Source organism: Bacillus sp. JZ105 (genome assembly GCF_053903125.1).
On record NZ_CP096387.1, the window covers coordinates 1,261,749 to 1,283,269 of the forward strand.

The window sequence follows — 21,521 nt, forward strand, 5'->3', positions numbered from 1 at the left end:
GATGACGAAAACGTATGATCTGACAGTCATTGGCGGAGGGCCTGGCGGGTATACTGCCGCCCTTCAAGCAGCTGAGCGTGGACGGAAGGTCGCATTGATTGAAGAGGATTTTCTAGGCGGTACTTGTTTAAATCGAGGCTGTATTCCTTCAAAGACGCTGCTCAAACATGCAGAAGTCATTGAATCAATTGAGAAGGCGAAAAGCTGGGGAATTGAAACAGGTGATTTGGTCCTTTCCTTCGATAAAATGAGAAAGCGCAAAGATGACGTCATTGAGAAGCTCAGAGGCGGAATAGCCTTTTTATTAAAGCAAGGAAAGATTGATGTATATAACGGCAGAGGTACAGCTGTTACAAAGCACCGGATTGAGATTGAAAAACAAGATGGGGCAGAATCGATTGAAACGAAAGAACTCATCATTGCCACTGGATCTTCACCTGCCATTCCGCCAATACCGGGCCTTAAAGACATTCAATTTGACACAAGTGATACGATCTTTGACATCCCAGATATCCCGGCTTCTGTCGTCATCATTGGCGGCGGTGTCATTGGACTTGAGCTGGCTTGTATCTTCCAGAGTCTTCAATCAAAAGTCACGATTATCGAAGCGGCTCCGTCTATTATTCCGCAAGAGGATGAGGAAGCATCTAAGCTGCTAGAAAGAGAATTAAAGAAAAAAGGCATCCATATCGCGAAAAAAACCACTGTGACAGAGGTGACGGAAAGCGAAGGAATCAAAGCGGTTCATGCATCAGACGATAAAGGAGAGACGCATATCTTTACGGCTGAAAGACTGCTTGTTTGTGTAGGAAGAAGACCTAGTGTTTCTGCTGTCAGCCAGCTTGACCTTCAGCTGGATGGTCCTTTTATCAAGGTGAACGACAAGATGCAGACAAGCGTGGAAGGTGTCTATGCAATTGGGGATGTCGCTGGCGGCTATCAGCTTGCTCACGCAGCGATGGCAGAGGCCGCTGTTGCGGTCAGTAATATATGCGGTGTGTCTGAAAAAATGAATGCTGCTATCATGCCTAGATGTATTTATACATTACCAGAGGTAGCAAGTGTCGGTCTGACTGAAAAAGAGGCAAAAGCCAAAGGACTTAACGTGCGGGCAGAACGATTTGATTTAGCGGCAAGCGGTAAAGCACTAGCGGCAGGCGAGCAAACAGGTTTTATTAAATTGGTATACGATACAGCCTATGGTGAAGTGATTGGTGCGACGATGGTTGGCCCGCACGTCACAGAGATGATTTCAGAAGCTTCCTCCTTTATGTATTTAGAAGGAACAGCAGAAGAGATGGCGAAAATGATTCATCCGCATCCGACCATCTCAGAAGGTTTTTATGAAGCAGCACTTGATATCGTGAGTAAGCTGAGAAAATAATTGCCAAACAAGGGATAGGGAGGAGATGCATGTGCACGTCCAGCTTCATCAGAAAGCGGCACTTGTGACAGGTAGCACAGATGGATTTGGAGAAGCCATCTGCCTGGCTTTAGCCCGGGCAGGTGCACATGTTTTTTTACACACGTTTCATGATGAATCAAAGGCTAAAACCATTCGTGAAGACATTCAAAAAATGGGCGGTCAAGCGAGTATCATTCAGAACCCGCTGGAAACGCCGCGTGATGCCGCACGGATGCTGAGGCAAGTGATTGATACATGCGGTAAACTGGATATTTTGGTCAATCAAGCTGAACAAGGAGCGGACGCGGAGCTTGATGACGTGAGCCCAGATGAGTGGGTGGATGAAGTGGAATCGGCTGTAAATACCGTCTTTCTTTCCAGTCAGGCTGCCGTATGGCATATGGTTGATCAGAGGCAAGGCTGCATCATTAATATATCGTCATCAGGCAGTATCACAGGGGATGGCGGGATCTCACATGCTACATCAAATTCTATGCTGAATGCCATGACAAAAGGGTTAGCAAGAGAATTTAAGGACAAAGGCATTCGGGTGCTTGCGCTGCTGCCGCCGCCTCTCGATTTGGTTCCTGATACAGAGCAAATCAAGGAGACTGTGGCCCATATGACGGTGTTCCTCAGTACATCCTATGGTGCATTTACAGATGGCGCGGCGATTATGCTTGATGGGGGTGAGAGTGCTGGCTAATGTTCAAAAACCAGTTCTCATCGTTGGCGGAGCCCAAGGGATCGGAAAAGAAATTGCTGAGCGATTTTTAAAAGAAGGGCACCAAGTCGCCGTGTCAGATATAGACGAAAAGGGACTTTCGCTCTTAAAGACACAGTATCCTCAGCTGCTGATATTTCAAGCTGACGTTTCATCGTGGGAAAGTGTTCAGCAAATGATATCAGCAGCTGAAGGGGAGCTGGGCGGCATTGCTCACCTTGTGTATTCAGCAGGAATGACAAAATCACTGTCTTTTTTAGAAGTCGATTTTTCACTTTGGAAAAAGACACTGGCTGTGAACTTATATGGTCTTTACTATTGCATCAAAGCGTTGGCACCCTATATGTGTGAGCGGCAGGAAGGCAGTGTTGTCATTATTGGATCGGGATCGGCAATCACCGGATCAGGCGGCGGTATTCAATATTATGCATCAAAAGCAGGGGCTTTTGGATTGATGCGTTCGCTCGTAAAAGAACTAGGCTCGCATCATATACGCATCAATGTGATTGCCCCCCGCGTAATTGAATCTCAAATGCTTGATACGCTCTATCCTACTGTAGAGGAGAAACGGCAGCTGCAATCACTTATTCCCATCGGAAGATTAGGAAAGCCTGAGGATATTGCAGGACTCACTTTATTTCTCACACGTGGCGAGGGGAGTTATTTGCACGGACAAATTATCCTGTTAGACGGAGGGAGAACGTATCAGCCGAAATATACTGAGGGAAAAAGAGCGGAGAGTTAATCGCTCTTTTTGTCATTTTCATAACAATTGTTCCAATTGGAAACGAATGTTTGGTATACTGGTAATCATAGTATATTAAAAGGATGATGTCACATGCTGAATTGGGAAGAAAGACGACAGCTCGTCAAAGTTGCTCATCTTTATTATACAGACGGGTGGACGCAGCAGGAAATTGCAAAAAAGCTCAATGTCTCTAGACCAGTCATTTCAAAGCTCTTACAAAAAGCAAAAGATGTGGGAATCGTTGAAGTGTACATTAAAGACGAAAGCATTCATACGGTGGAACTTGAAAAGCAGCTAGAAACAACCTTTCAATTAACAGATGCGGTCGTTGTCCCAAGTGTCGGGACAATGTCTGAGATGGTGAAGCGGGCAGTCGGTCAAGCAGGCGCCTATTATTTGTCTAAAAACATGAAAGATGCGGAGAAAATCGGCATTTCATGGGGAACGACACTTGCTGAGCTTGTCAAAGAATATCCGTTTGAACGAAGAAACGATGTGAAGGTCATTCCTTTAGAGGGCGGAATGGGCAGGCAGGCGGTCGACATTCATGCCAATCAGCTGGCATATGAGCTGGCAAAGAAAATGAACGGCACGTGTTCCTATTTATATGCCCCTGCGATTTTAGAAACAGAAGAATTAAAAGAACGGCTTATGGCGATGCAGGACATAGAAGCTGTACTTGAAGAAGGCAGAAATGTGGATATTGCTCTCATCGGTATTGGCAACCCGCATAAAGGGTCAACTTTAAAAACAGTCGGTTATTTAAAAGAAGAGGACTTATCTGGTTTAAGGCAATCAGGGGCTGTCGGTGATATTGGCTTTCGTTTCTTTGATGGAGAAGGAAAACCTGTCCAAGATGAACTGAATCAAAAGGTCATTGGCTTATCGCTGGAACAATTAAAGAGCGTCAAAACGGTCATCGCTGTTGTAGAAGGAACCCATAAAGCTGAGAGTATTTTAGGGGCTTTAAATGGCGGCTTCATCCAAGTACTGGTGACAGACGAACTAACGGCGGCAGCCATTTTAAAGGAAGCATCCGTCCAATAAAAGACTGGCAGCGTTCGAATAGTATAACAAGAGCAACATCAAACGAGAAAGGAGCTGTGTATCTTGAAGCAAACCGAAATGGAAGCAAACCTACACTGTACTCGGTGCCAAGAAGAGACCCTCCACAGCATCGTTTATGTGAATGATCAGATGAAAAGCGTTGAGTGTACAGAGTGTCATCAAAAGATCAGTGTGCAAGTCGACATCATGAAGGAATTTTACAAGGAAGTATACGAGAAAATAGCGACAAAACCAAAGCGGATCACGCAGGAATATAAGTCGAACCTGAATGGATTTATCTCAAGGCTCCCAATCCGCGTACTTAGTAAGCCATACCGGCTCATGAGATATTTAAACGAATCATACAAAGTGATCAAACAATATAAAAAATGAAGCAGAGCACTGCTTAGTGCTCTGCTTCAGACCGTAGACAAACCCCTCCTTTACTTAAAGTAAAAGTGGGGTTTTCACATTTTTTGATAAAAATATCATGTGTTTTACGCTGGACATGGTCCTTTCCATGTCCAGTTTGCTAGCTTTTTAAGGTTCATGGCAGCGAAAGTAAGCATCGCTTGCATTGAAACTTTTTTTAGTCCTCGAAGTTTCGTCCAACGCATACCATGCTTTTCTTTGGCATCCGCAAAAACGCGTTCAATTGTTTCTTTCCGTTTTGCATAGATGCTCTTATTTATTTCAGTGAGTCTTAGGTTGTCTGCTTCATCTAGGTAATCCTGTTTGGTATGATTTTGACTTTGTGTACAGTTATCTAAAAACGAGCAGGACTTACATACTTCTGAGTCGGACGCATATTGCTTATAGCCTTCTCTAGTCGTTGTACGATAGGAGAGAATTTGCCCGTTGGGGCAAATGTAACAATCAAAATATGCATCATACACGTATTCATTCTTTTTCAAATAACCAGCTTTTGTTTTTGGACGAGTGTAAGGCATGACTGGTCTTATCTCTTGATCCATTAAAAACTTAGCGATGTAAGGTGTTTTATATCCAGCATCTACTGCGACTACATTTGGTTTTCCGATTTTCTCTGTCACCTTTGATACGAGTGAATCTAACATACGACTATCATGAACATTGCCACCTGTGACCAGTGATCCTAGAATAAATCCTTTTGAATCACAAGCTGTATGAAATGAATAAGCAAATGACTTTTCACGTTCATCCTTTACATAGTAGCCACTCTCTGGGTCAGTTGTACTGACCTTGATTTCTTTTATTTCTTCTTTATTCTGAAGGGGTAAAGGCTTTTTTCCATGTTCTTCACGATCAATATTAATTTCCTCATGAAGCTGATTTTGATAACTTCTCGTCTCAACTCGAACGATTTTCTTTTCAAGTTTTTTCTTATTGGCATTCGCTTTGACATGTGTTGAATCAATGAAGGCGCCAGAAGGGTCAACGAGGCCTTTTTTCATCGCTTCTCTTAAGATTCGATAAAAAATTTGTTCGAATAAATCTGTATCGTGAAAACGTCTCACGTAGTTTTTACCGAAGGTAGAAAAGTGCGGAATTTTCTCCGAAAATCCATACCCAATAAACCAACGATAAGCCACATTGGTTTCAATTTCTTTAATCGTTTGACGCATGGAGCGAATGCCAGATAGATATTGGATCAAAACCATTTTAATGAGAACAACGGGGTCCACACTTGGTCTGCCATTGTCGGAACTATAATGATCTTTGACAAGATCATAAACGAAGTCAAAATCGATTGCTTGATCTATTTTCCGTACAAGATGATCTTCAGGCACTAATTCATCTAATGCCACTACTTCTAATTGATTTCTTCTTTCTTCTTCACGTTTCGATAACATGTTCATCCCCCACAGAAATGTTAATACCCTTATTATACAAAAAAGCTTGTAGACTTTGTCTACAAGCTGAAGCAGAGCACTGCTTAGTGCTCTGCTTTATTTTTGTGCTTTTTTCATATAATAATAAATAGGCAGTCCGGCCATCCCGATCAGCATGGAGATCAGGCAGCTTTTCCAATCGGTGATCATGGTGCTGATTAAGACGAATAATGAACCGATAATCGCAATGATCGGTGTCAGCGGGTAAAGTGGTACACTGTACGCACGCTTCATTCCGCTGTTTTGTTTCCTCAGCTTAAAGACGGCGAAAAAGGCCATGACATAAAAGATGTAGATCATGAAAATCGACACCTCAGACAGCTTCTCTGGATTACTGACGATCATAAACACAATGGCGATCAAAATTTGCACAAATACAGCGATCCAAGGTGTCTTAAACGTTGGGTGAATCCGCGAAATTGCGCTGGCGAAAGGAATCTGCTTTCGTTCTGCCATCGCAAAAATCACACGTGGGAATGAAAGAACCTTTCCGTTTAAACAGCCAAAGATACTGATGATGATCCCAATACTAATGATTTTCCCGCCAATTGGTCCAAAGAGCATGGTAGCAGCAGTGCTTGTCGCATTTTCACCCAGCTGGACGATTTGATCAGCTGGCAGCACGTGCAAAAGTGCGACATTAATAAAGAGATAACAAGCCGTCACGATTAAAATTCCGCCTGCCATCGCGCGAGGAAGCAGTTTCTCAGGGTTTTTCATTTCTCCCCCAAGCGCAGCAAGTAAAATCCAGCCATCATAAGCAAACAGCGTAGCCAAAATCGCGGCACCGAAGTTCATTTGAGCGATACTATCGTTGACGGCCATCAAGATGTTTTCGTTACCTTTCCATATGCCAAACACAATAATAGCGGCAATTGGGACAAGCTTTCCGATAGTGGTCAGCCCCTGAACAAATCCGCCGTATTTTGTTCCCATGATGTTGATGATACATAAAAATAAAACGGTGATAATGCCGATCGTTGTAGACCATAAAGACGAAAGAGAAAATAAATTGGCTAATAATGAACCAAAATAAAGACCAAGTGCACCAATGATGGCGGGTCCGTAAATAATAATCTGTACCCAGCCGCATAAGTAGCCCCAAAATTCACCATACACTTCTTCAAGATAGGCGTACAAACCGCCGGTTCTCGGGATTTGTGTACCAATTTCGGCGACAGTCAGTCCGCCTGCAAGGGTTAAGATTCCACCTAACAGCCAAGCGAATAATGCAATGTCTGAACTTCCTGAATAGGAAAGGACGTTGCCTGGCTTCATAAAGACGCCTGACCCGATAATGGTCCCGATGACAAGAGATAGGGCGAAAAATAAGCCGATGTCTTGTTTTAACGCTGGTTGTTCTTTGTTCATTACACACGACCTCCTGCATCACTTTCGTACGTTACTGTGACATGTATTTTGTTCATTGTAATACGATTTTAAGAAAACAAGAATTAAAAAAATTTTCTGATTTTCGTATTTGTATTTGAAAGTGTTCATTTATTGGAGATATTAGGATAAATGTTGTATTAAAAACGAACAATGAGAGATTGTTTTCGATTTAATGTTAATTTTATGACCAGAAACCGAACATCCAGTAAACGTGCAGCCAAATGGTTGACTTTTCTTGAAAAATGAACTATTTTATTCATAAGGATATTATCTCGAATTCGAGATAATTTAAAATAGGAGTGAAAATAATGAAAATCAATGGGATTCACCACGTATCTGCGTTAACAGCCAATGCTCAGAAAAATGTTGATTTCTACCGCCAAATCCTTGGCTTAAAACTTGTAAAGAAAACAGTCAATCAGGATGACCCGTCTATGTATCATTTGTTTTATGGAGATGAGGTCGCTTCACCAGGAACAGAGCTTACATTCTTTGAAATTCCAATGCTTGCCCGCCGTTTGGAAGGGACAAATGCGATCACAAGCACAGGTCTTCTCGTTTCTTCTAAAGAGGCACTCACGTTTTGGGAAAAGCGGTTTGAAGATAAAGGCGTGCAGCAAGAAACAGCTTCCTTGAGAGGCGGAAGACCTGCTTTGCGTTTTAAAGACCCAGAAGGGCAGCAGCTGTTTTTAACAGTAGAACCGAATACGCAAGAGGCAGGCTCACCGCCAGTGCATGACGATATTCCGGCAGAGTTTGCGATTAGAGGTTTAGGTCCAGTTGAATTAACCGTAGTAGAAGCTGACAAGACGATCCGTGTGTTAACGGACATCCTTGGTTTCACTGAAAGAGCACGTGAACAATCAAATGATGGTGAGATCGTGACCATTTTTGAGTCAGGAAATGGCGGTGCTGGAACAGAAATTCATGTGATCGAAAAAACAGAAGGGCCTTCTGAACGTTCCGGCAGAGGAAGTGTGCATCACGTCGCATTTCGCGTGAAAGATGCAGAGGAGCTTGAAAAATGGTATGAAAAAATATCAAAAGCAGGCTTTACGAACTCTGGTGTTGTAGAACGTTTCTACTTTAAAGCCCTTTATTTTAGAGAGCCAAATGGTATTTTATTTGAAATTTCAACAGATGGCCCTGGGTTTACAGTGGATGAAGGGGTGGACGAACTTGGCGATCAATTAGCCCTCCCGCCGTTCCTAGAGCATAAACGAGCAGAAATTGAACAAAGATTAACGCCAATTCAGTCGTCATAAAAAAAGCAGCTCATCAACTGAGCTGTTTCAGCGTGTAGACAAACCCTCGCATTCTTTGCCAGTCCTGCGCGCTGGTGCTCACGAATGTCAAATTCGCTCCGCAAAAGTAGCCGTCCTTCCTAGACTGCAAAGGTTTTCTATCACGCTGAAAAGAAGACAAAGAGCTAAAATAAAAATCATTTTAGCCCTTTGTCAACAATCTGAACAGCTCATCAACTGAGCTGTTTTTTCATTAGGAACTGACCTGCTTAGATTCAGATTGTGTTAATGTGACCTGCTTTGTTTCTTGTTTTCCGTTTCGAATGAGGGTGATGCTCACGGTATCTCCTACTTTTGCATTCGTGTATAACTCATGACGTAATTCACTGCCAGTTTTGATTTGTTTCCCATTGATGCCGGTAATGACATCCTCTGACTTTAAGCCAGCTTTGGCGGCAGGTGAGCCTGCGGTAATATCTTTGACGTACACACCTTGATCGAGCTGACTGGTTTTGAGTCCGAGAGTTTCTTTTTGATACACATCTGGAACTTGTTCGAGATCCAGCATGCTGATGCCGATATATGGACGTTCAATTTTACCTTTTGTGAGAAGCTGATCAGCGATTGGTTTGACATCATTGATTGGCAGTGCGAACCCAATGCCTTCAACACCTGTTTCAGAGATTTTCATACTCGTGATCCCCACAACCTTTCCGTCTGTCGTCAGAAGCGGACCGCCGCTGTTACCTGGGTTAATGGCTGCATCTGTTTGAATGACATTAATGCTGCTTTCGCCTGCTGATGTGTTCATAGAGACTGTTCGGTCGACGCCGCTGACAATTCCTTGTGTCACCGTTCTTGAAAGATCTTCACCAAGCGGGTTTCCGATCGCAATGACGGTTTCCCCAGCACGCAGTGAGGAGGAATTGCCTAATGCCGCCACCTTTGTCACATGACTACTGCTAATTTCCACAACGGCTAAGTCAGTGAGCGGATCAGCTCCAACGAGTTTTCCTTCAATGGTTTTGCCATCGTGTAAGGATACGGTTAGTTTATTTGCCCCTTCAATGACGTGGTTGTTTGTTAAGACATAGGCTTTATTGCCTGATTTTTTGAAAATCACTCCTGAGCCTGTACCAGTTTTTTCCTCCTGGCTGCTTTTGTTTTGCGGTAATTCATCAAAAGGCGTATTGAAATCGCCAAAGCTCGTATCTGTTTGAGTTTGCGCTTGGTAGTTTGTAATACCGACAATAGCTGGTGATACATTTTCGACCATGCTCGAGATGCTGCTTGATGAATTTGATGTTTGGACGGCTGTTGTTTTTGACGAATTCGTGTGATTTGTCGATACTGCTTCTGTTTTTGCTGCCGAATCATTTGCGGTGCTGTCTGATGAATGCTGAGTATATGGCGTAAGCACGTAGACACCTAACGCTAATGTACCGCCTACAACACCGCTGACAAATGGCTTAAACCAGCCGTTTGGCTTTTTCTGTTTTTGAGGTTGTTCAATTGTTTGTTTTTCATCTTTGTGCTGTGTCATGTCAATCACTCTCTTTCATCGATTTTTTCATGTATGGGTTCAAGGTGTTGTAACATATGTGGTGGGGACTGACTTTATCGTATGAAAAAAGTGTGGGATAAAAATGAAAACATTGTGGGAAATTGTTAAAATAAGTAGTGAATCTAAGCAAGATAGAGGAGATTAAACTGTGGAGACAATTGGAATCATTGGATATGGAAGTATGGCTGATATGATGGTGCAAAAGTGGCTGGAAAATGGGGTGCTGGATGCTCATCAAATCATGATCCATACAAGAAGTGAAACGGAGCGCCTGCATCAGCTCAAAGAAAAGTATCAAGAAATCAACATTTGTTTATTAGACGATCTTTCTGCGTCATGTGATATATTGTTTGTCTGCGTGCCGCCGCTTGCTGTACTAGATGTTCTGGATCAGCTGCCTTCTAAAGGGAAAGCGGTACATATTGTGTCAGTAGCAGCAGCTGTGACATTAGAAAAGTTACAAGCGCATACAGCGCAGCCAGTATCCAGATACATCCCAACGCTTACGTCAGCTGTGGGGACAGGTGTGTCCCTTGTTGCGCATGGTGAAACCGCAGGACGTGAGGACAAGGAGCGTTTGCACCGTCTGCTTTCAGCTTTTAGCATTGTCAGGGAGGTAGAGGAAGACCGGTTTGATGCGGCGAGCAATTTGACAAGCTCATCTCCTGGTTTTATCGCTGCTCTTTTTGAAGAAATGGCAAAAGCGGCTGTGAGAAATAGTGATCTTTCCTTAGAGGAAGCGAATGAATTTTTAACGTATGCCCTTTTAGGAACTGGCCAGATCCTCGTAGAACGAGGCCTAACCTTTGCTGAAACTGTCGATAGAGTGGCGACAAAAGGGGGAATTACAGGAGAAGGTGCAGAGGTCATTCAACAGCAGGCACCTCAGATGTTTGATGATTTATTTACACAAACCATGAAGAAATATGAACAGCTGAAATCGCAGATCAATGAAGCGGATAAACACCACTAAAGACATAGTTAGTGGTGTTTTATTTGTTAAAAAAATCCTTTCTGAGAAAGGCTTTTGACCTGTATTATCTAAGTCTAAATTCCTTATTTTCGGACATTGTATTGAAAAATCAATCAAGTTCTCATATAATTTTTTAGAAAATTTAGAAAAATATACACAAATTTTATGTTTAATTAAAGGGGGATGGGAATGAAGCTCTATCTATCTGTCGATATGGAGGGAATTACTGGTCTAGCTGATCATACATTTGTTGATTCACGCCAGCATAACTACGAGCGGGGCAGACGCATTATGACAGGTGAAGTGAACGCCTGTGTAGAGGCGCTTGTCCAGCATGGTGCCACCGACATTTTGGTGAATGACAGTCATTCTAAAATGAATAATCTTTTGATCGAAAAACTGCATGAAGAGGCAGTTCTCATATCAGGTGATGTAAAGCCTTATTCAATGGTGCAAGGATTGGATCAAACCTATGATGCAGCTGTTTTTTTAGGCTATCATGCAAGGGCATCAATGAAAGGTGTGATGTCACACAGTATGATTTTTGGGGTCAGACATTTTTACATAAATGATCATCCAATTGGTGAAATGGGCTTTAATGCGTATGTGGCAGGCTACTATGGTGTGCCGGTCATTCTTGTTTGCGGGGATGATCAAGCAGCACTTGAGGCAGAAAAGCTGATGCCTGGTGTGAAAACAGTGGCAGTGAAAGAGACCATCTCAAGATCTGCTGTGAAATGCTTACCTCCTGCCAAAGTCAATCAACAAATCTCGCACCAAGTGGAAGCCGCGATGAAACAGATTGATCAAATGAAGCCGCTGACGCCTCCTGATCAACCGCTGCTTAAGATTGAGTTTGCCAACTATGGACAAGCCGAATGGGCGAATTTAATGCCGGGTACTGCCATCATAGAAGGAACAACGGCGGTGACGTACCAGGCAGACAATATATTAGAAGCCTATCAAGCGATGCTTGTCATGACAGAGCTTGCCGCACGTACAACATTTTGTTAAGTGAGGGGGAGACAGCAGATGGCCAGCTTTTTGCTCAAGCGTTTTATTGCGATGATTGCTACGATCTTAACGATTACGACTTTAACGTTTATTTTAATGAAGGTCATCCCAGGATCGCCTTTCAATGAAGAACGAAATACAAACGAAACCGTCCAGCGAAACCTCGAAAGCTACTATCACTTAGACGAACCACTCTATGTTCAATATGTCATCTATTTAAAATCCATTGTTACCTTTGATTTTGGTCCTTCCATTAAAAAGCCTTCTGAAAGTGTCAATGATCTATTGGCGAGAGGCTTCCCAGTCTCATTAGAACTTGGTCTTATTTCAATATTGATTGCTGTTATCTCTGGCATTCTGCTAGGGGTTATGGCTGCCCTCCGGCATAATGGTTTGATTGATTACATCGCCATGACGATTGCTGTATTCGGTATATCCATTCCAAACTTTATCTTTGCTACCTTATTAATTCAGCAGCTTGCTGTCAATTTGAAGCTCTTTCCTACAGCGATGTGGACAAGTCCAATGCATATGGTGCTGCCTACAATCGCCCTTGCTGTCAGCCCAATGGCCATTATCGCCAGGTTAACGAGGTCGAGCATGATTGAAGTGCTGTCGCAAGACTATATCCGTACGGCCAAAGCAAAAGGACTTTCTCCCTTTAAAATTGTATTTAAACATGCGCTTCGGAATGCACTTTTACCCGTTGTGACCATTCTTGGAACACTTGTCGCAAGTATTTTAACAGGAAGTTTTGTCATTGAAAAAATATTTGCCATTCCTGGAATGGGAAAATACTTTGTCGAGAGCATTAACAACCGTGATTATCCTGTCATCATGGGAACCACTGTTTTTTACAGCATTATTTTAATCACACTTCTCTTCATTGTCGATGTGGCGTATCGTCTCCTTGATCCAAGGATTCAGCTGCATCAGAAAGGAGGAAAGGCATGAGTATACACCTTCAGCATGATCCACCGGACAGGCATCCTGAAGTGCCGGACGAATGGTTTTCTCCTCGAGAGCAAAAGAAAACGGAAGCCCATGCCATTAAAAGACCCTCTCTTTCCTATTGGGCTGATACATGGAGGCGGCTGAAGCAAAATAAGCTTGCAATGTTTAGCCTATCCGTCCTGATTTTTCTTTTTGTCATGGCAGTCTTAGGCCCATTGCTAGCGCCAAATAGTGTGACAGAGCAGCGTCTTTCGATGCAAAATCTGCCGCCCTCGGCTGCTCACTGGTTTGGAACAGATGAGCTTGGACGAGATGTGTTCACACGTACTTGGTACGGAGCCCGCATTTCGTTATTTGTGGGTGTCATGGCAGCCTTAATTGATTTTGCCATCGGTGTGATTTATGGGGGCATAGCCGGTTATAAGGGCGGCAAATACGACCATGTCATGATGCGGATTGTCGAGGTGCTCTACGGACTTCCTTATTTACTTGTCGTCATTTTATTGATGGTGCTCATGGGGCCAGGGCTTGTCACCATTATTGTAGCGCTCACTGTCACCGGATGGATTGGAATGGCAAGAATTGTGAGAGGTCAGGTTCTTCAGCTGAAAAGCCAGGAATATGTCCTTGCCTCAAAAACCTTTGGTGCCAAAAGCCTGCGGATCATTCGCCGCAACCTTTTGCCGAATACGATGGGGCCGATTATCGTCCAGATGACCCTGACTGTGCCGACTGCGATATTTGCTGAAGCGTTTCTAAGTTTTCTCGGTTTAGGTATTCAAGCGCCGTTTGCAAGCTGGGGCGTGATGGCCAATGACGCTTTGCCGACTGTGCTGTCAGACAATGGGCATTGGTGGCGTTTATTTTTCCCGGCATTTTTTATTTCACTCACGATGTTTTGCTTTAACAATTTAGGTGATGGCTTGCAAGATGCGCTTGATCCAAAGATGAAGAGGTGATGGCGCTTTGAAAAAAGTTCTACAAATTATCGATCTGCACGTCAGCTTTCGGACATACGGCGGTTCAGTTCAAGCGGTACGCGGAGTGAATGTCGATGTATATGAAAAAGAAACCTTAGCCATTGTAGGAGAATCAGGCTGCGGGAAAAGTGTGACATCACAAAGCATTATGAGGCTTCTGCCTGCATACAGCGCGCAAGTCGATCAGGGAGAAATCTGGTTTCAAGACCGCAACTTGCTGTCATTATCTGAGAAAGAAATGCGCGCCATACGAGGTGTCGATATTTCGATGATCTTCCAAGATCCGATGACGGCACTGAACCCTACCTTGACAATAGGGGATCAGCTGATGGAGGCGGCGAAGGAGCATCAAAAGCTGACGAAAAAAGAAGTGAGAGAAGCCGCCATACAGATGCTTGATTTGGTTGGTATTCCGCAGCCGAAGGAGAGATTAAAGCAATACCCGCACCAATTCAGCGGGGGGATGAGGCAGCGGCTCATGATTGCCATGGCACTGATTTGTGAGCCAAAGGTGCTGATCGCAGATGAACCGACGACTGCGCTTGATGTGACCATACAGGCACAAATTTTAGAGCTGTTTAAAGAGATTCAGAGGAAAACAGGGGTTACCATTATCTTAATCACACACGACTTAGGGGTCGTGGCCCAAGTTGCCGACAGGGTAGCAGTCATGTACGGAGGGAAAATGGTTGAAACCGGAACAAGGCAAGATATTTTTTACAGTCCGCAGCATCCTTATACAAAAGGGCTCCTGCAATCCGTTCCAAGACTTGATATGAAAGATGAACTGATTCCGATTGAGGGAAGCCCGCCTGATTTATTTGCACCGCCAAAGGGATGTCCGTATACCGATCGCTGCCCGGCTGCCATGAAAGTGTGTGATCATATCATGCCGCACGAAACGCAGCGGTCACCTACTCATACAGTGCATTGCTGGCTTCAGGACGAGCGAGCGAAACAAGCGATGTTATCTTCAACACAAAGGGGGAGTTTTTCATGAGAAAAAAAGGGTGGATCATCAGTGTTTGTTTGTTCATCATCATGCTGCTCGCAGGATGTACAGCCAATGAGCAAGCAGGTAAAGGATCATCAAGCAATAAAAATGAAAAGAAAGTATTAACCTTAAATAACGAAAACGAACCGACGTCATTTGACCCGCCGATTGGTTTTAATAATGTATCGTGGCAAGGTCTGAATAACTTAATGGAGGGATTAACAAGACTGAATGAAAAGCACGAACCATCTCCTGCAATGGCGGAAAAATGGGAGATTTCAGAGGATGGAAAAACGTACACATTTCATTTAAGAGACGGCATCAAGTGGTCGAATGGTGATCCAGTGAAAGCGAGTGACTTTGAATATGCGTGGAAGCGTCTGCTTGATCCGAAAACAGGCTCCTCTGCATCGTTCTTAGCTTACATGATTGAAGGCGGAGAGGCATTTAACAGCGGAAAAGGAAAGAAAGAGGATGTAAAAGTCAGTGCTGAAAATGACAAAACGCTAAAGGTCACACTGGCATATCCGCAGAAATCGTTCTTAAATATGACCGCAAACCCTGCCTTTTTCCCTGTCAATGAGAAGGTAGCAGAGAAGGACCCTAACTGGGCAAAGGATGCCAAAACCTTTGTTGGGAATGGACCGTTTCAGCTGACAGAATGGAAGCATGATGAGAGCTTCACTATGGAAAAAAGTAAGACATATTGGGACAAGAAATCAGTCAAGCTGGATCAGGTAAAGTGGCTGATGATCAGCGATCGAAACACTGATTATCAAATGTATCAATCGGGAGATTTAGATACTGCCTTCGTCCCAGCAGAACAAAGTGAAAATTTGCTGAAAAATAAAGATGTGCAAATTGAAGATCAGGCTGGACTGTTCTTTTATCGTCTGAATGTGAACATGGAACCTTTTCAAAATAAGAACATTCGCAAAGCCTTTCAAATGGCAATCAATCCGCAAGATATCGTGGATTATGTAACGAAAAATAAAGAGAAGCCAGCTCGCGCCTTCGTTTCACCGGGGATTCTAGATTCAAAGGGTGAGGATTTCAGAGAAGCTGGCGGTGATCTTGTCAAACAAGATACGAGTGAAGCTGAAAAACTATTAGAAAAAGGGCTGAAAGAAGAGAACTATTCAAAGCTGCCGCCCGTCACATTAACATATAGCACAAAGCCTGAGAACAAGAAAAAAGCTGAAGCCATCCAGCAGCAATTAAAAGAAGCACTGGGTGTGGACGTGAAGCTTGCAAACATGGAAGCCAATGTATTTGCAGAAGATCAAAAGGCGCTGAAATTCCAATTCTCGCAAAGTTCATTTTTAGCAGACTATGCAGATCCGATTAATTTCCTAGAGAGCTTTCAAACAGGGAATGCGATGAACCGGACTGGATGGTCAAACGACACCTATGATCAGCTGATCAAAAAGGCGAGCCAGGAAGCAGATGAACAAAAAAGAAACAGCATCCTTCATGATGCAGAGGCACTTCTCATTGAAGAAGCTCCGATCATTCCTATTCATTTTTATAACCAAGTTCATTTGCAAAAAGAGGGCGTGAAGGGAATTGTCCGCCACCCTGTTGGGTATATCGATTTGAAATGGGCGCAAGTAGATGGAGAGTAATTGAAGGGAATGAGGCACACGGACGTTTTGAACAAAAGCGTCTGTTCCTTTATTCGTTCATGTTATGGAGAAAATGCCCATAGATTGTAAGAAATAAAGAGAAAGAGGGGATTGGCATGAACCAGCTGCCAGCGGCGCTTCAAACAGGGGATACGGTGGGGATTATCGCACCAGCAAGCCCGCCTGATGAATTGAAATTAGCAAAAGGGATTGCCTTTTTAGAGAGCCTCGGGCTGAAGGTGAAAAAAGGGAAGTATCTCGATTCCCGGTACGGGTATTTAGCAGGGCGTGATCATGAAAGAGTGGAAGATCTTCATGGCATGTTTCAAGATCCAGAAGTCAAAGCAGTTATTTGTGCCTGCGGAGGGTACGGAACTGGAAGACTTGCGGAAGCCATTGACTATGATCTCATTCGCCGGAATCCAAAAATCTTTTGGGGTTATAGTGACATTACGTTTTTACATACGGCCATCCAGCAGCAGACCGGCCTTGTGACCTTTCACGGTCCAATGCTTTCCTCTGATGTGGGACTTGAAGAGGTTCATCCGTATACGAAGGATACCTTTTTGCAGCTGTTCACGCCGAAGGCCTTTACGTATACGCATCACTTGTCACCTCTTCATACCTTCTACCCCGGCACCGTTTCAGGTGACATCATAGGAGGGAATCTTGCCCTCATCGTGACAACACTTGGTACACCTTTTGAAATTGATACGAAAGGAAAGCTGTTGTTCATTGAAGATATTGACGAAGAGCCTTATAAAATCGATCGCATGATGCAGCACCTCACCTCTGCCGGAAAATTGGATGATGCGGCAGGATTCATCATTGGAGATTTTCATCAATGTGAACCAAAAAAGAAAGACCAGTCCTTAACCTTGGAACAGCTGTGGGAAACCTATATTGTGCCGCAAAAGAAACCTGCACTCGGCGGCTTTCGGATCGGTCATTCATCACCGAACTTTGCCATTCCGATGGGCGTGCAGGCTGCACTAGATGCCGCAGGGAAAAAACTGCACATTTCTCCAGGCGTTGCAGCGAAAGAGGCGATCAAATGAAAATCGTCGATGTTCGTACATGCAGAACGAGTGTACCGCTAAAAAAGCCTTTCAAAACCGCTTTAAGAACGGTGTATGACGCAGCTTCTCTGATCGTTATCATCACATATGATCAAGGTGATGTCAGCTACGGAGAGGCAGTTCCCACATCGGTGATTACAGGAGAAACGCTGGAAAGCATCGACTATGCCATCTGTGAAGTGATCAAACCCATTTTGCTCGGGGCTTCCTTGGCAGAGTATGAACAAATCTTTTCTGCTATGAACCGCGTGCTCGCAAGCAACACAAGCGCAAAGGCTGCAATCGATATGGCCATTTATGATGGCTTAGCAAAACAGGCAGGACTTCCGCTTTATCAATACCTTGGCGGATATCGTCATCAGCTCGAAACCGACTATACGGTCAGTGTAAACCGGCCGCTTGAGATGGCAGAAGATGCGAAGCAATACGCAGCTGAAGGTTTTCAGACGTTAAAAATCAAAGTAGGAAAAGATGATATACAAACGGATATTCAGCGGATCAAGCGGATTCGAGAAAAAGTCGGGCCCGACATTCAGATCAGGCTCGACGCCAATCAGGGCTGGACGTGGAAGGAAGCGATCACAGCCATTCGAAAAATGGAAGCGCTGAATATTGAACTAGTAGAACAGCCAGTGCCGAAAGAAGATATCGAAGGTCTGCGCCGTGTGACAGAAGCAGTTGATCCATTGATCATGGCAGACGAAAGCATTTTCAGTTTTCATGATGCAATCAAGGTGCTTGAAACGAGAAGCTGTGATCTGATCAATTTAAAATTAATGAAATCAGGCGGCATAAAAGAAGCATTAAAAATCAATGCCCTGGCCGAAGCATACGGTGTTCAGTGCATGGTTGGCAGTATGATTGAGTCAAAGCTTGGCATTACAGCAGCCGCACATTTCGCCGCAAGCCAGCCGAATATCACCCGCTGCGATTTTGATGCCCCGCTTATGCTGAAAGAGGACATGATAGACGGAGGAATCGTGTACAAAGGAAAAGATATATTTTTACCGCTGCATCATGGGTTAGGCATTCAAGGGGTGAAAGGAGTCTCATGATGATATATGAATCAAAGGTTCCAGTCGCTAACGTATGGACAGCGCCGCAGTCTCCCCGAGAAATCGATCGAAAGGTACTTCAGGACTCCATTAACATCAAAGAGTGGATTGACCAGCAAACATATGAAGAAAAGCTGGCTTTATGTGAAGAAAATTTGATTCAATCTCAAGTACTGCTCGGCGGACGAGTGATTGGATTAGAAGAGACAGATGGCTGGATGAAAGTCGTCATACCGCAGCAGGCCAGCCGGAAACATCCGCAAGGCTACCCAGGCTATATACCTGATGAGCAATTAAAACCAGTAACAGAGGGAAGTGCGTCAGCTGCATCTCTTATCGTTTGGCAGAAAAAAGCCACGCTCTATCAAAACGGGGAACCTGATATGGAGATTAGCTTTTTAACAGAGCTGGCAGCCGCCAATGAAACAGATGATCAATTTCATGTTGTCACCCCATTAGGAATAAGAGAAATCAACAAAGCAGATGTACGCCCAGTATCGCAAGCTTTCTCTATGACCGGCAAAGATGTCGTAGACGCAGGAAAACAATTTATTGGCCTTTCTTATTTATGGGGAGGCATGAGCAGCTTTGGCTATGATTGTTCAGGCTTTGCTTACAGCATGTACAAAGCGTGCGGATATCTTTTGCCGAGAGACGCAAGTGACCAAGCAGTTCAAGGAACGCCGGTGACATCAAGCCATTTAGAACAAGGCGACTTGCTGTTTTTTGCAAATGATAACGGAAAGGGAGCGGTCCACCATGTAGGGATCTACGCTGGGAACGGGATGATGCTTCATTCGCCTAAAACCGGCAGACAAATTGAGCTTCTTTCCCTTTCTGGCACTTCATATGAAAAGGAATGGGCAGGTGCAAGGCGGTATTTACCAAGCGAGAGGAGGAGCGATCATGACAGTTGAACCACTTTTACAAGTGAACAACCTCAAAAAACATTTTCATCTATCGAAAGGGAGAACCTTAAAAGCGCTGGATGGTGTCTCTTTTCAGCTGAAACAAGGTGAAACCTTTGGTCTCGTTGGTGAGTCTGGCTGCGGCAAATCCACACTTGGAAAAGTGCTCATGCGTCTTTATGAACCTACAGATGGTGAAGCCTTATATGAAGGGAAAAGTCTTCACCACCTTTCTAAAAAAGAATCATTTGATTTCAACCGGCAAATGCAAATGGTCTTTCAAGATCCGTATTCCTCGTTAAATCCAAGACTGTCAGTAAAAGATATTATGCTTGAGCCAATGGAGATTCATCAGCTTTATGGGAGTCAACAGAAAAGGATTGCCCGCGTGAAAGAACTGCTCGAAGCGGTAGGATTAAGCTATGATTTTGCCACCCGCTATCCGCACGAATTTAGCGGAGGACAGAGGCAGAGAATCGGCATTGCAAGAGCACTTGCCTTAGCGCCAAAATTTATTGTGGCAGATGAGCCGATTTCTGCATTAGACGTCTCCGTCCAAGCGCAGGTCGTGAATCTGCTGAAAAAACTGCAAAAAGAGGAAGGATTAACATTTCTCTTTATTGCACATGACTTGTCCATGGTGAAATATATTAGCGACCGGATCGGTGTGATGTATTTAGGCCATCTCGTCGAGTTGACGACGAGTGATGCATTATATCAAACACCGCTTCATCCATATACACAAGCCTTGCTGTCTGCAATCCCCATTCCAGATCCTGACGTAGAGGACAAGCGCAAAAGGTTTATTTTAAAAGGAGAAATTCCAAGTCCAGTGAACCCGCCAAGCGGCTGTGTATTTCGAACAAGATGTCCTGCCGCGATGGATGTGTGTGCTGAAAAAAAGCCGGCATTACAAGCGGTGGAAGAAGGACATGAAGTCGCCTGTCATTTATATAATAGAAAATAGGACAAGCTAGACAAAAGCCAGCAAGTAGACAAGCTGTTCTACATGCTGGCTTTTTTAATAGATGAACGCCGAATAGGCAATGTGCAGCATCTGAAAGAGCCGCCGGATTTAATAATTTCAGAAAAGTCCACTTCAATAACGGTGTATCCGTGAGCGGTTAACGCAGTATTTGTTTCTTGGTTGCTGGGCAAGCTGATCACTTTTTTCTGCCCAATGGATAAAACATTTGGTCCAAGTGTAAATTGCTCTTGTTCACTGATTTCAATCAAATCATAATATGTTTTGAGCAGCTGGAGATCCTTTTGCTTGAACGCTTCAGGATAAATGATGATCTCGTCATGAGACAGAATATTCATCACACAATCAAGATGCAAAATGTGAGGAGGAAGGTGAATCGGAATGATGTCATGATCCGGCAGTTCCTTTTTGAGCTGATAGATAGCGGCCGGACTAGTTCTTTTGCTCGTGCCAACAAACACACGCTTCTGATCCACAAGCACATCGCCGCCTTCAATCGTTCCATCTGTCAAAGTGACAGCTGACCACCCTTTTGCGTGTGCCCATTCTTTTAGGTATTGTTCTTCCCCTTGCCGAACCGGAGCGGCCATACTTGAAACAAACAGTGTATGTCCAATCGTAAACCCAATATCCCGAGTGAAGACTTGCTCAGGGAAGCGGTCATTCGCCGGGAGCAGGATGGGCCGTACTTGATGACATTTAAGGGTTTGGATCAATTGCTTATGCTGAGCGACTGCTTTCATTTGAGAAATATTTTCTTTCGCAAAATGTTTCTGGGTTTCATTGATAATTTGTTTGATTTCCATGTAAATAGGACTGCATAAAAGAACTTCTTCTAAATCGTCGTATTCACTCATACATTGCGGCATTTTGTATAATTGCTCTGCTCTCATAGAATCCATCAAAATGGCCTCCTTGTTCGTTCATAGTTCTATTATTCCTCGTTCTTGTCATGGTTG

The 21,521-nt window shown here is 43.9% G+C and carries 20 protein-coding genes; 16 read left to right on the plus strand and 4 right to left on the minus strand.

Going from position 1 to position 21,521, the window contains the following annotated elements; genetic code table 11:
- Window position 1 precedes the first annotated feature (1 nt).
- From lpdA to M1D81_RS06415, 5 genes are all read left to right on the plus strand, one after another.
- Window positions 2-1,384, plus strand: a complete 1,383-nt coding sequence (gene lpdA, locus M1D81_RS06395; RefSeq protein WP_456265272.1) for a dihydrolipoyl dehydrogenase — start codon at window positions 2-4, stop codon at window positions 1,382-1,384.
- 25 nt (window positions 1,385-1,409) lie between these two features.
- On the plus strand, window positions 1,410-2,111 hold the full coding sequence (locus M1D81_RS06400) for an SDR family NAD(P)-dependent oxidoreductase (RefSeq protein ID WP_456265271.1): 702 nt from the start codon (window positions 1,410-1,412) through the stop codon (window positions 2,109-2,111).
- On the plus strand, window positions 2,089-2,874 hold the full coding sequence (locus tag M1D81_RS06405; RefSeq protein ID WP_456267151.1) for an SDR family NAD(P)-dependent oxidoreductase: 786 nt from the start codon (window positions 2,089-2,091) through the stop codon (window positions 2,872-2,874). The genes M1D81_RS06400 and M1D81_RS06405 overlap by 23 nt, the downstream gene beginning before the upstream one ends.
- Window positions 2,875-2,967: 93 nt before the next feature.
- Window positions 2,968-3,924, plus strand: coding sequence for a sugar-binding transcriptional regulator (locus M1D81_RS06410; protein WP_024426787.1), 957 nt, complete (start codon window positions 2,968-2,970; stop codon window positions 3,922-3,924).
- 63 nt (window positions 3,925-3,987) lie between these two features.
- Window positions 3,988-4,317, plus strand: a complete 330-nt coding sequence (locus M1D81_RS06415; protein ID WP_034281483.1) for a bh protein — start codon at window positions 3,988-3,990, stop codon at window positions 4,315-4,317.
- 104 nt (window positions 4,318-4,421) lie between these two features.
- On the opposite strand, the gene M1D81_RS06420 is transcribed toward M1D81_RS06415, so the two are convergent.
- Window positions 4,422-5,756, minus strand: coding sequence for an IS1182 family transposase (locus M1D81_RS06420; RefSeq protein ID WP_456265270.1), 1,335 nt, complete (start codon window positions 5,754-5,756; stop codon window positions 4,422-4,424).
- Window positions 5,757-5,852: 96 nt separating this feature from the next.
- Window positions 5,853-7,166: an APC family permease gene (locus tag M1D81_RS06425; RefSeq protein ID WP_456265269.1), complete on the minus strand. Its 1,314-nt coding sequence runs from the start codon at window positions 7,164-7,166 to the stop codon at window positions 5,853-5,855.
- A gap of 329 nt (window positions 7,167-7,495) precedes the next feature.
- On the opposite strand from M1D81_RS06425, the gene M1D81_RS06430 reads away from it, so the two are divergent.
- On the plus strand, window positions 7,496-8,452 hold the full coding sequence (locus M1D81_RS06430) for a ring-cleaving dioxygenase (protein WP_456265268.1): 957 nt from the start codon (window positions 7,496-7,498) through the stop codon (window positions 8,450-8,452).
- Between the two features lie 232 nt (window positions 8,453-8,684).
- Here M1D81_RS06430 and M1D81_RS06435 read toward each other — a convergent pair whose 3' ends face one another.
- Window positions 8,685-9,974 (minus strand): S1C family serine protease, encoded by a 1,290-nt coding sequence (locus M1D81_RS06435; RefSeq protein WP_456265267.1) that lies wholly within the window; start codon window positions 9,972-9,974, stop codon window positions 8,685-8,687.
- A gap of 169 nt (window positions 9,975-10,143) precedes the next feature.
- On the opposite strand from M1D81_RS06435, the gene proG reads away from it, so the two are divergent.
- From proG to M1D81_RS06485, 10 genes are all read left to right on the plus strand, one after another.
- A complete protein-coding gene (gene proG / locus M1D81_RS06440) occupies window positions 10,144-10,968 on the plus strand; it encodes a pyrroline-5-carboxylate reductase ProG (protein ID WP_456265266.1) in 825 nt (274 codons plus the stop codon).
- A 189-nt stretch (window positions 10,969-11,157) separates the two neighbouring features.
- Window positions 11,158-11,982 carry a M55 family metallopeptidase gene (locus tag M1D81_RS06445; protein ID WP_456265265.1) on the plus strand — a complete coding sequence of 275 codons (825 nt, stop codon included), beginning with the start codon at window positions 11,158-11,160 and terminating at the stop codon, window positions 11,980-11,982.
- A gap of 18 nt (window positions 11,983-12,000) precedes the next feature.
- On the plus strand, window positions 12,001-12,936 hold the full coding sequence (locus tag M1D81_RS06450) for an ABC transporter permease (protein ID WP_024424621.1): 936 nt from the start codon (window positions 12,001-12,003) through the stop codon (window positions 12,934-12,936).
- Window positions 12,933-13,895, plus strand: coding sequence for an ABC transporter permease (locus M1D81_RS06455; RefSeq protein ID WP_456265264.1), 963 nt, complete (start codon window positions 12,933-12,935; stop codon window positions 13,893-13,895). Before M1D81_RS06450 ends, M1D81_RS06455 begins: the two co-directional genes overlap by 4 nt.
- Window positions 13,896-13,902: 7 nt before the next feature.
- A complete protein-coding gene (locus tag M1D81_RS06460) occupies window positions 13,903-14,916 on the plus strand; it encodes an ABC transporter ATP-binding protein (RefSeq protein ID WP_456265263.1) in 1,014 nt (337 codons plus the stop codon).
- Window positions 14,913-16,535 (plus strand): peptide ABC transporter substrate-binding protein, encoded by a 1,623-nt coding sequence (locus tag M1D81_RS06465; protein ID WP_456265262.1) that lies wholly within the window; start codon window positions 14,913-14,915, stop codon window positions 16,533-16,535. The genes M1D81_RS06460 and M1D81_RS06465 overlap by 4 nt, the downstream gene beginning before the upstream one ends.
- A gap of 116 nt (window positions 16,536-16,651) precedes the next feature.
- Window positions 16,652-17,593, plus strand: a complete 942-nt coding sequence (locus tag M1D81_RS06470; RefSeq protein WP_456265261.1) for a S66 peptidase family protein — start codon at window positions 16,652-16,654, stop codon at window positions 17,591-17,593.
- The gene (locus M1D81_RS06475) at window positions 17,590-18,669 is read left to right on the plus strand and encodes a mandelate racemase/muconate lactonizing enzyme family protein (protein ID WP_456265260.1); all 1,080 of its coding nucleotides are present in this window, start codon (window positions 17,590-17,592) and stop codon (window positions 18,667-18,669) included. Before M1D81_RS06470 ends, M1D81_RS06475 begins: the two co-directional genes overlap by 4 nt.
- A complete protein-coding gene (locus M1D81_RS06480; protein WP_456265259.1) occupies window positions 18,669-19,586 on the plus strand; it encodes a C40 family peptidase in 918 nt (305 codons plus the stop codon). The genes M1D81_RS06475 and M1D81_RS06480 overlap by 1 nt, the downstream gene beginning before the upstream one ends.
- Entirely contained in the window at window positions 19,576-20,544 is a 969-nt protein-coding gene (locus tag M1D81_RS06485) for an ABC transporter ATP-binding protein (protein ID WP_456265258.1), read from the plus strand. The genes M1D81_RS06480 and M1D81_RS06485 overlap by 11 nt, the downstream gene beginning before the upstream one ends.
- 38 nt (window positions 20,545-20,582) lie before the next feature.
- On the opposite strand, the gene M1D81_RS06490 is transcribed toward M1D81_RS06485, so the two are convergent.
- Window positions 20,583-21,464 carry a dimethylarginine dimethylaminohydrolase family protein gene (locus M1D81_RS06490; RefSeq protein WP_456265257.1) on the minus strand — a complete coding sequence of 294 codons (882 nt, stop codon included), beginning with the start codon at window positions 21,462-21,464 and terminating at the stop codon, window positions 20,583-20,585.
- Between the last annotated feature and the right edge of the window lie 57 nt (window positions 21,465-21,521).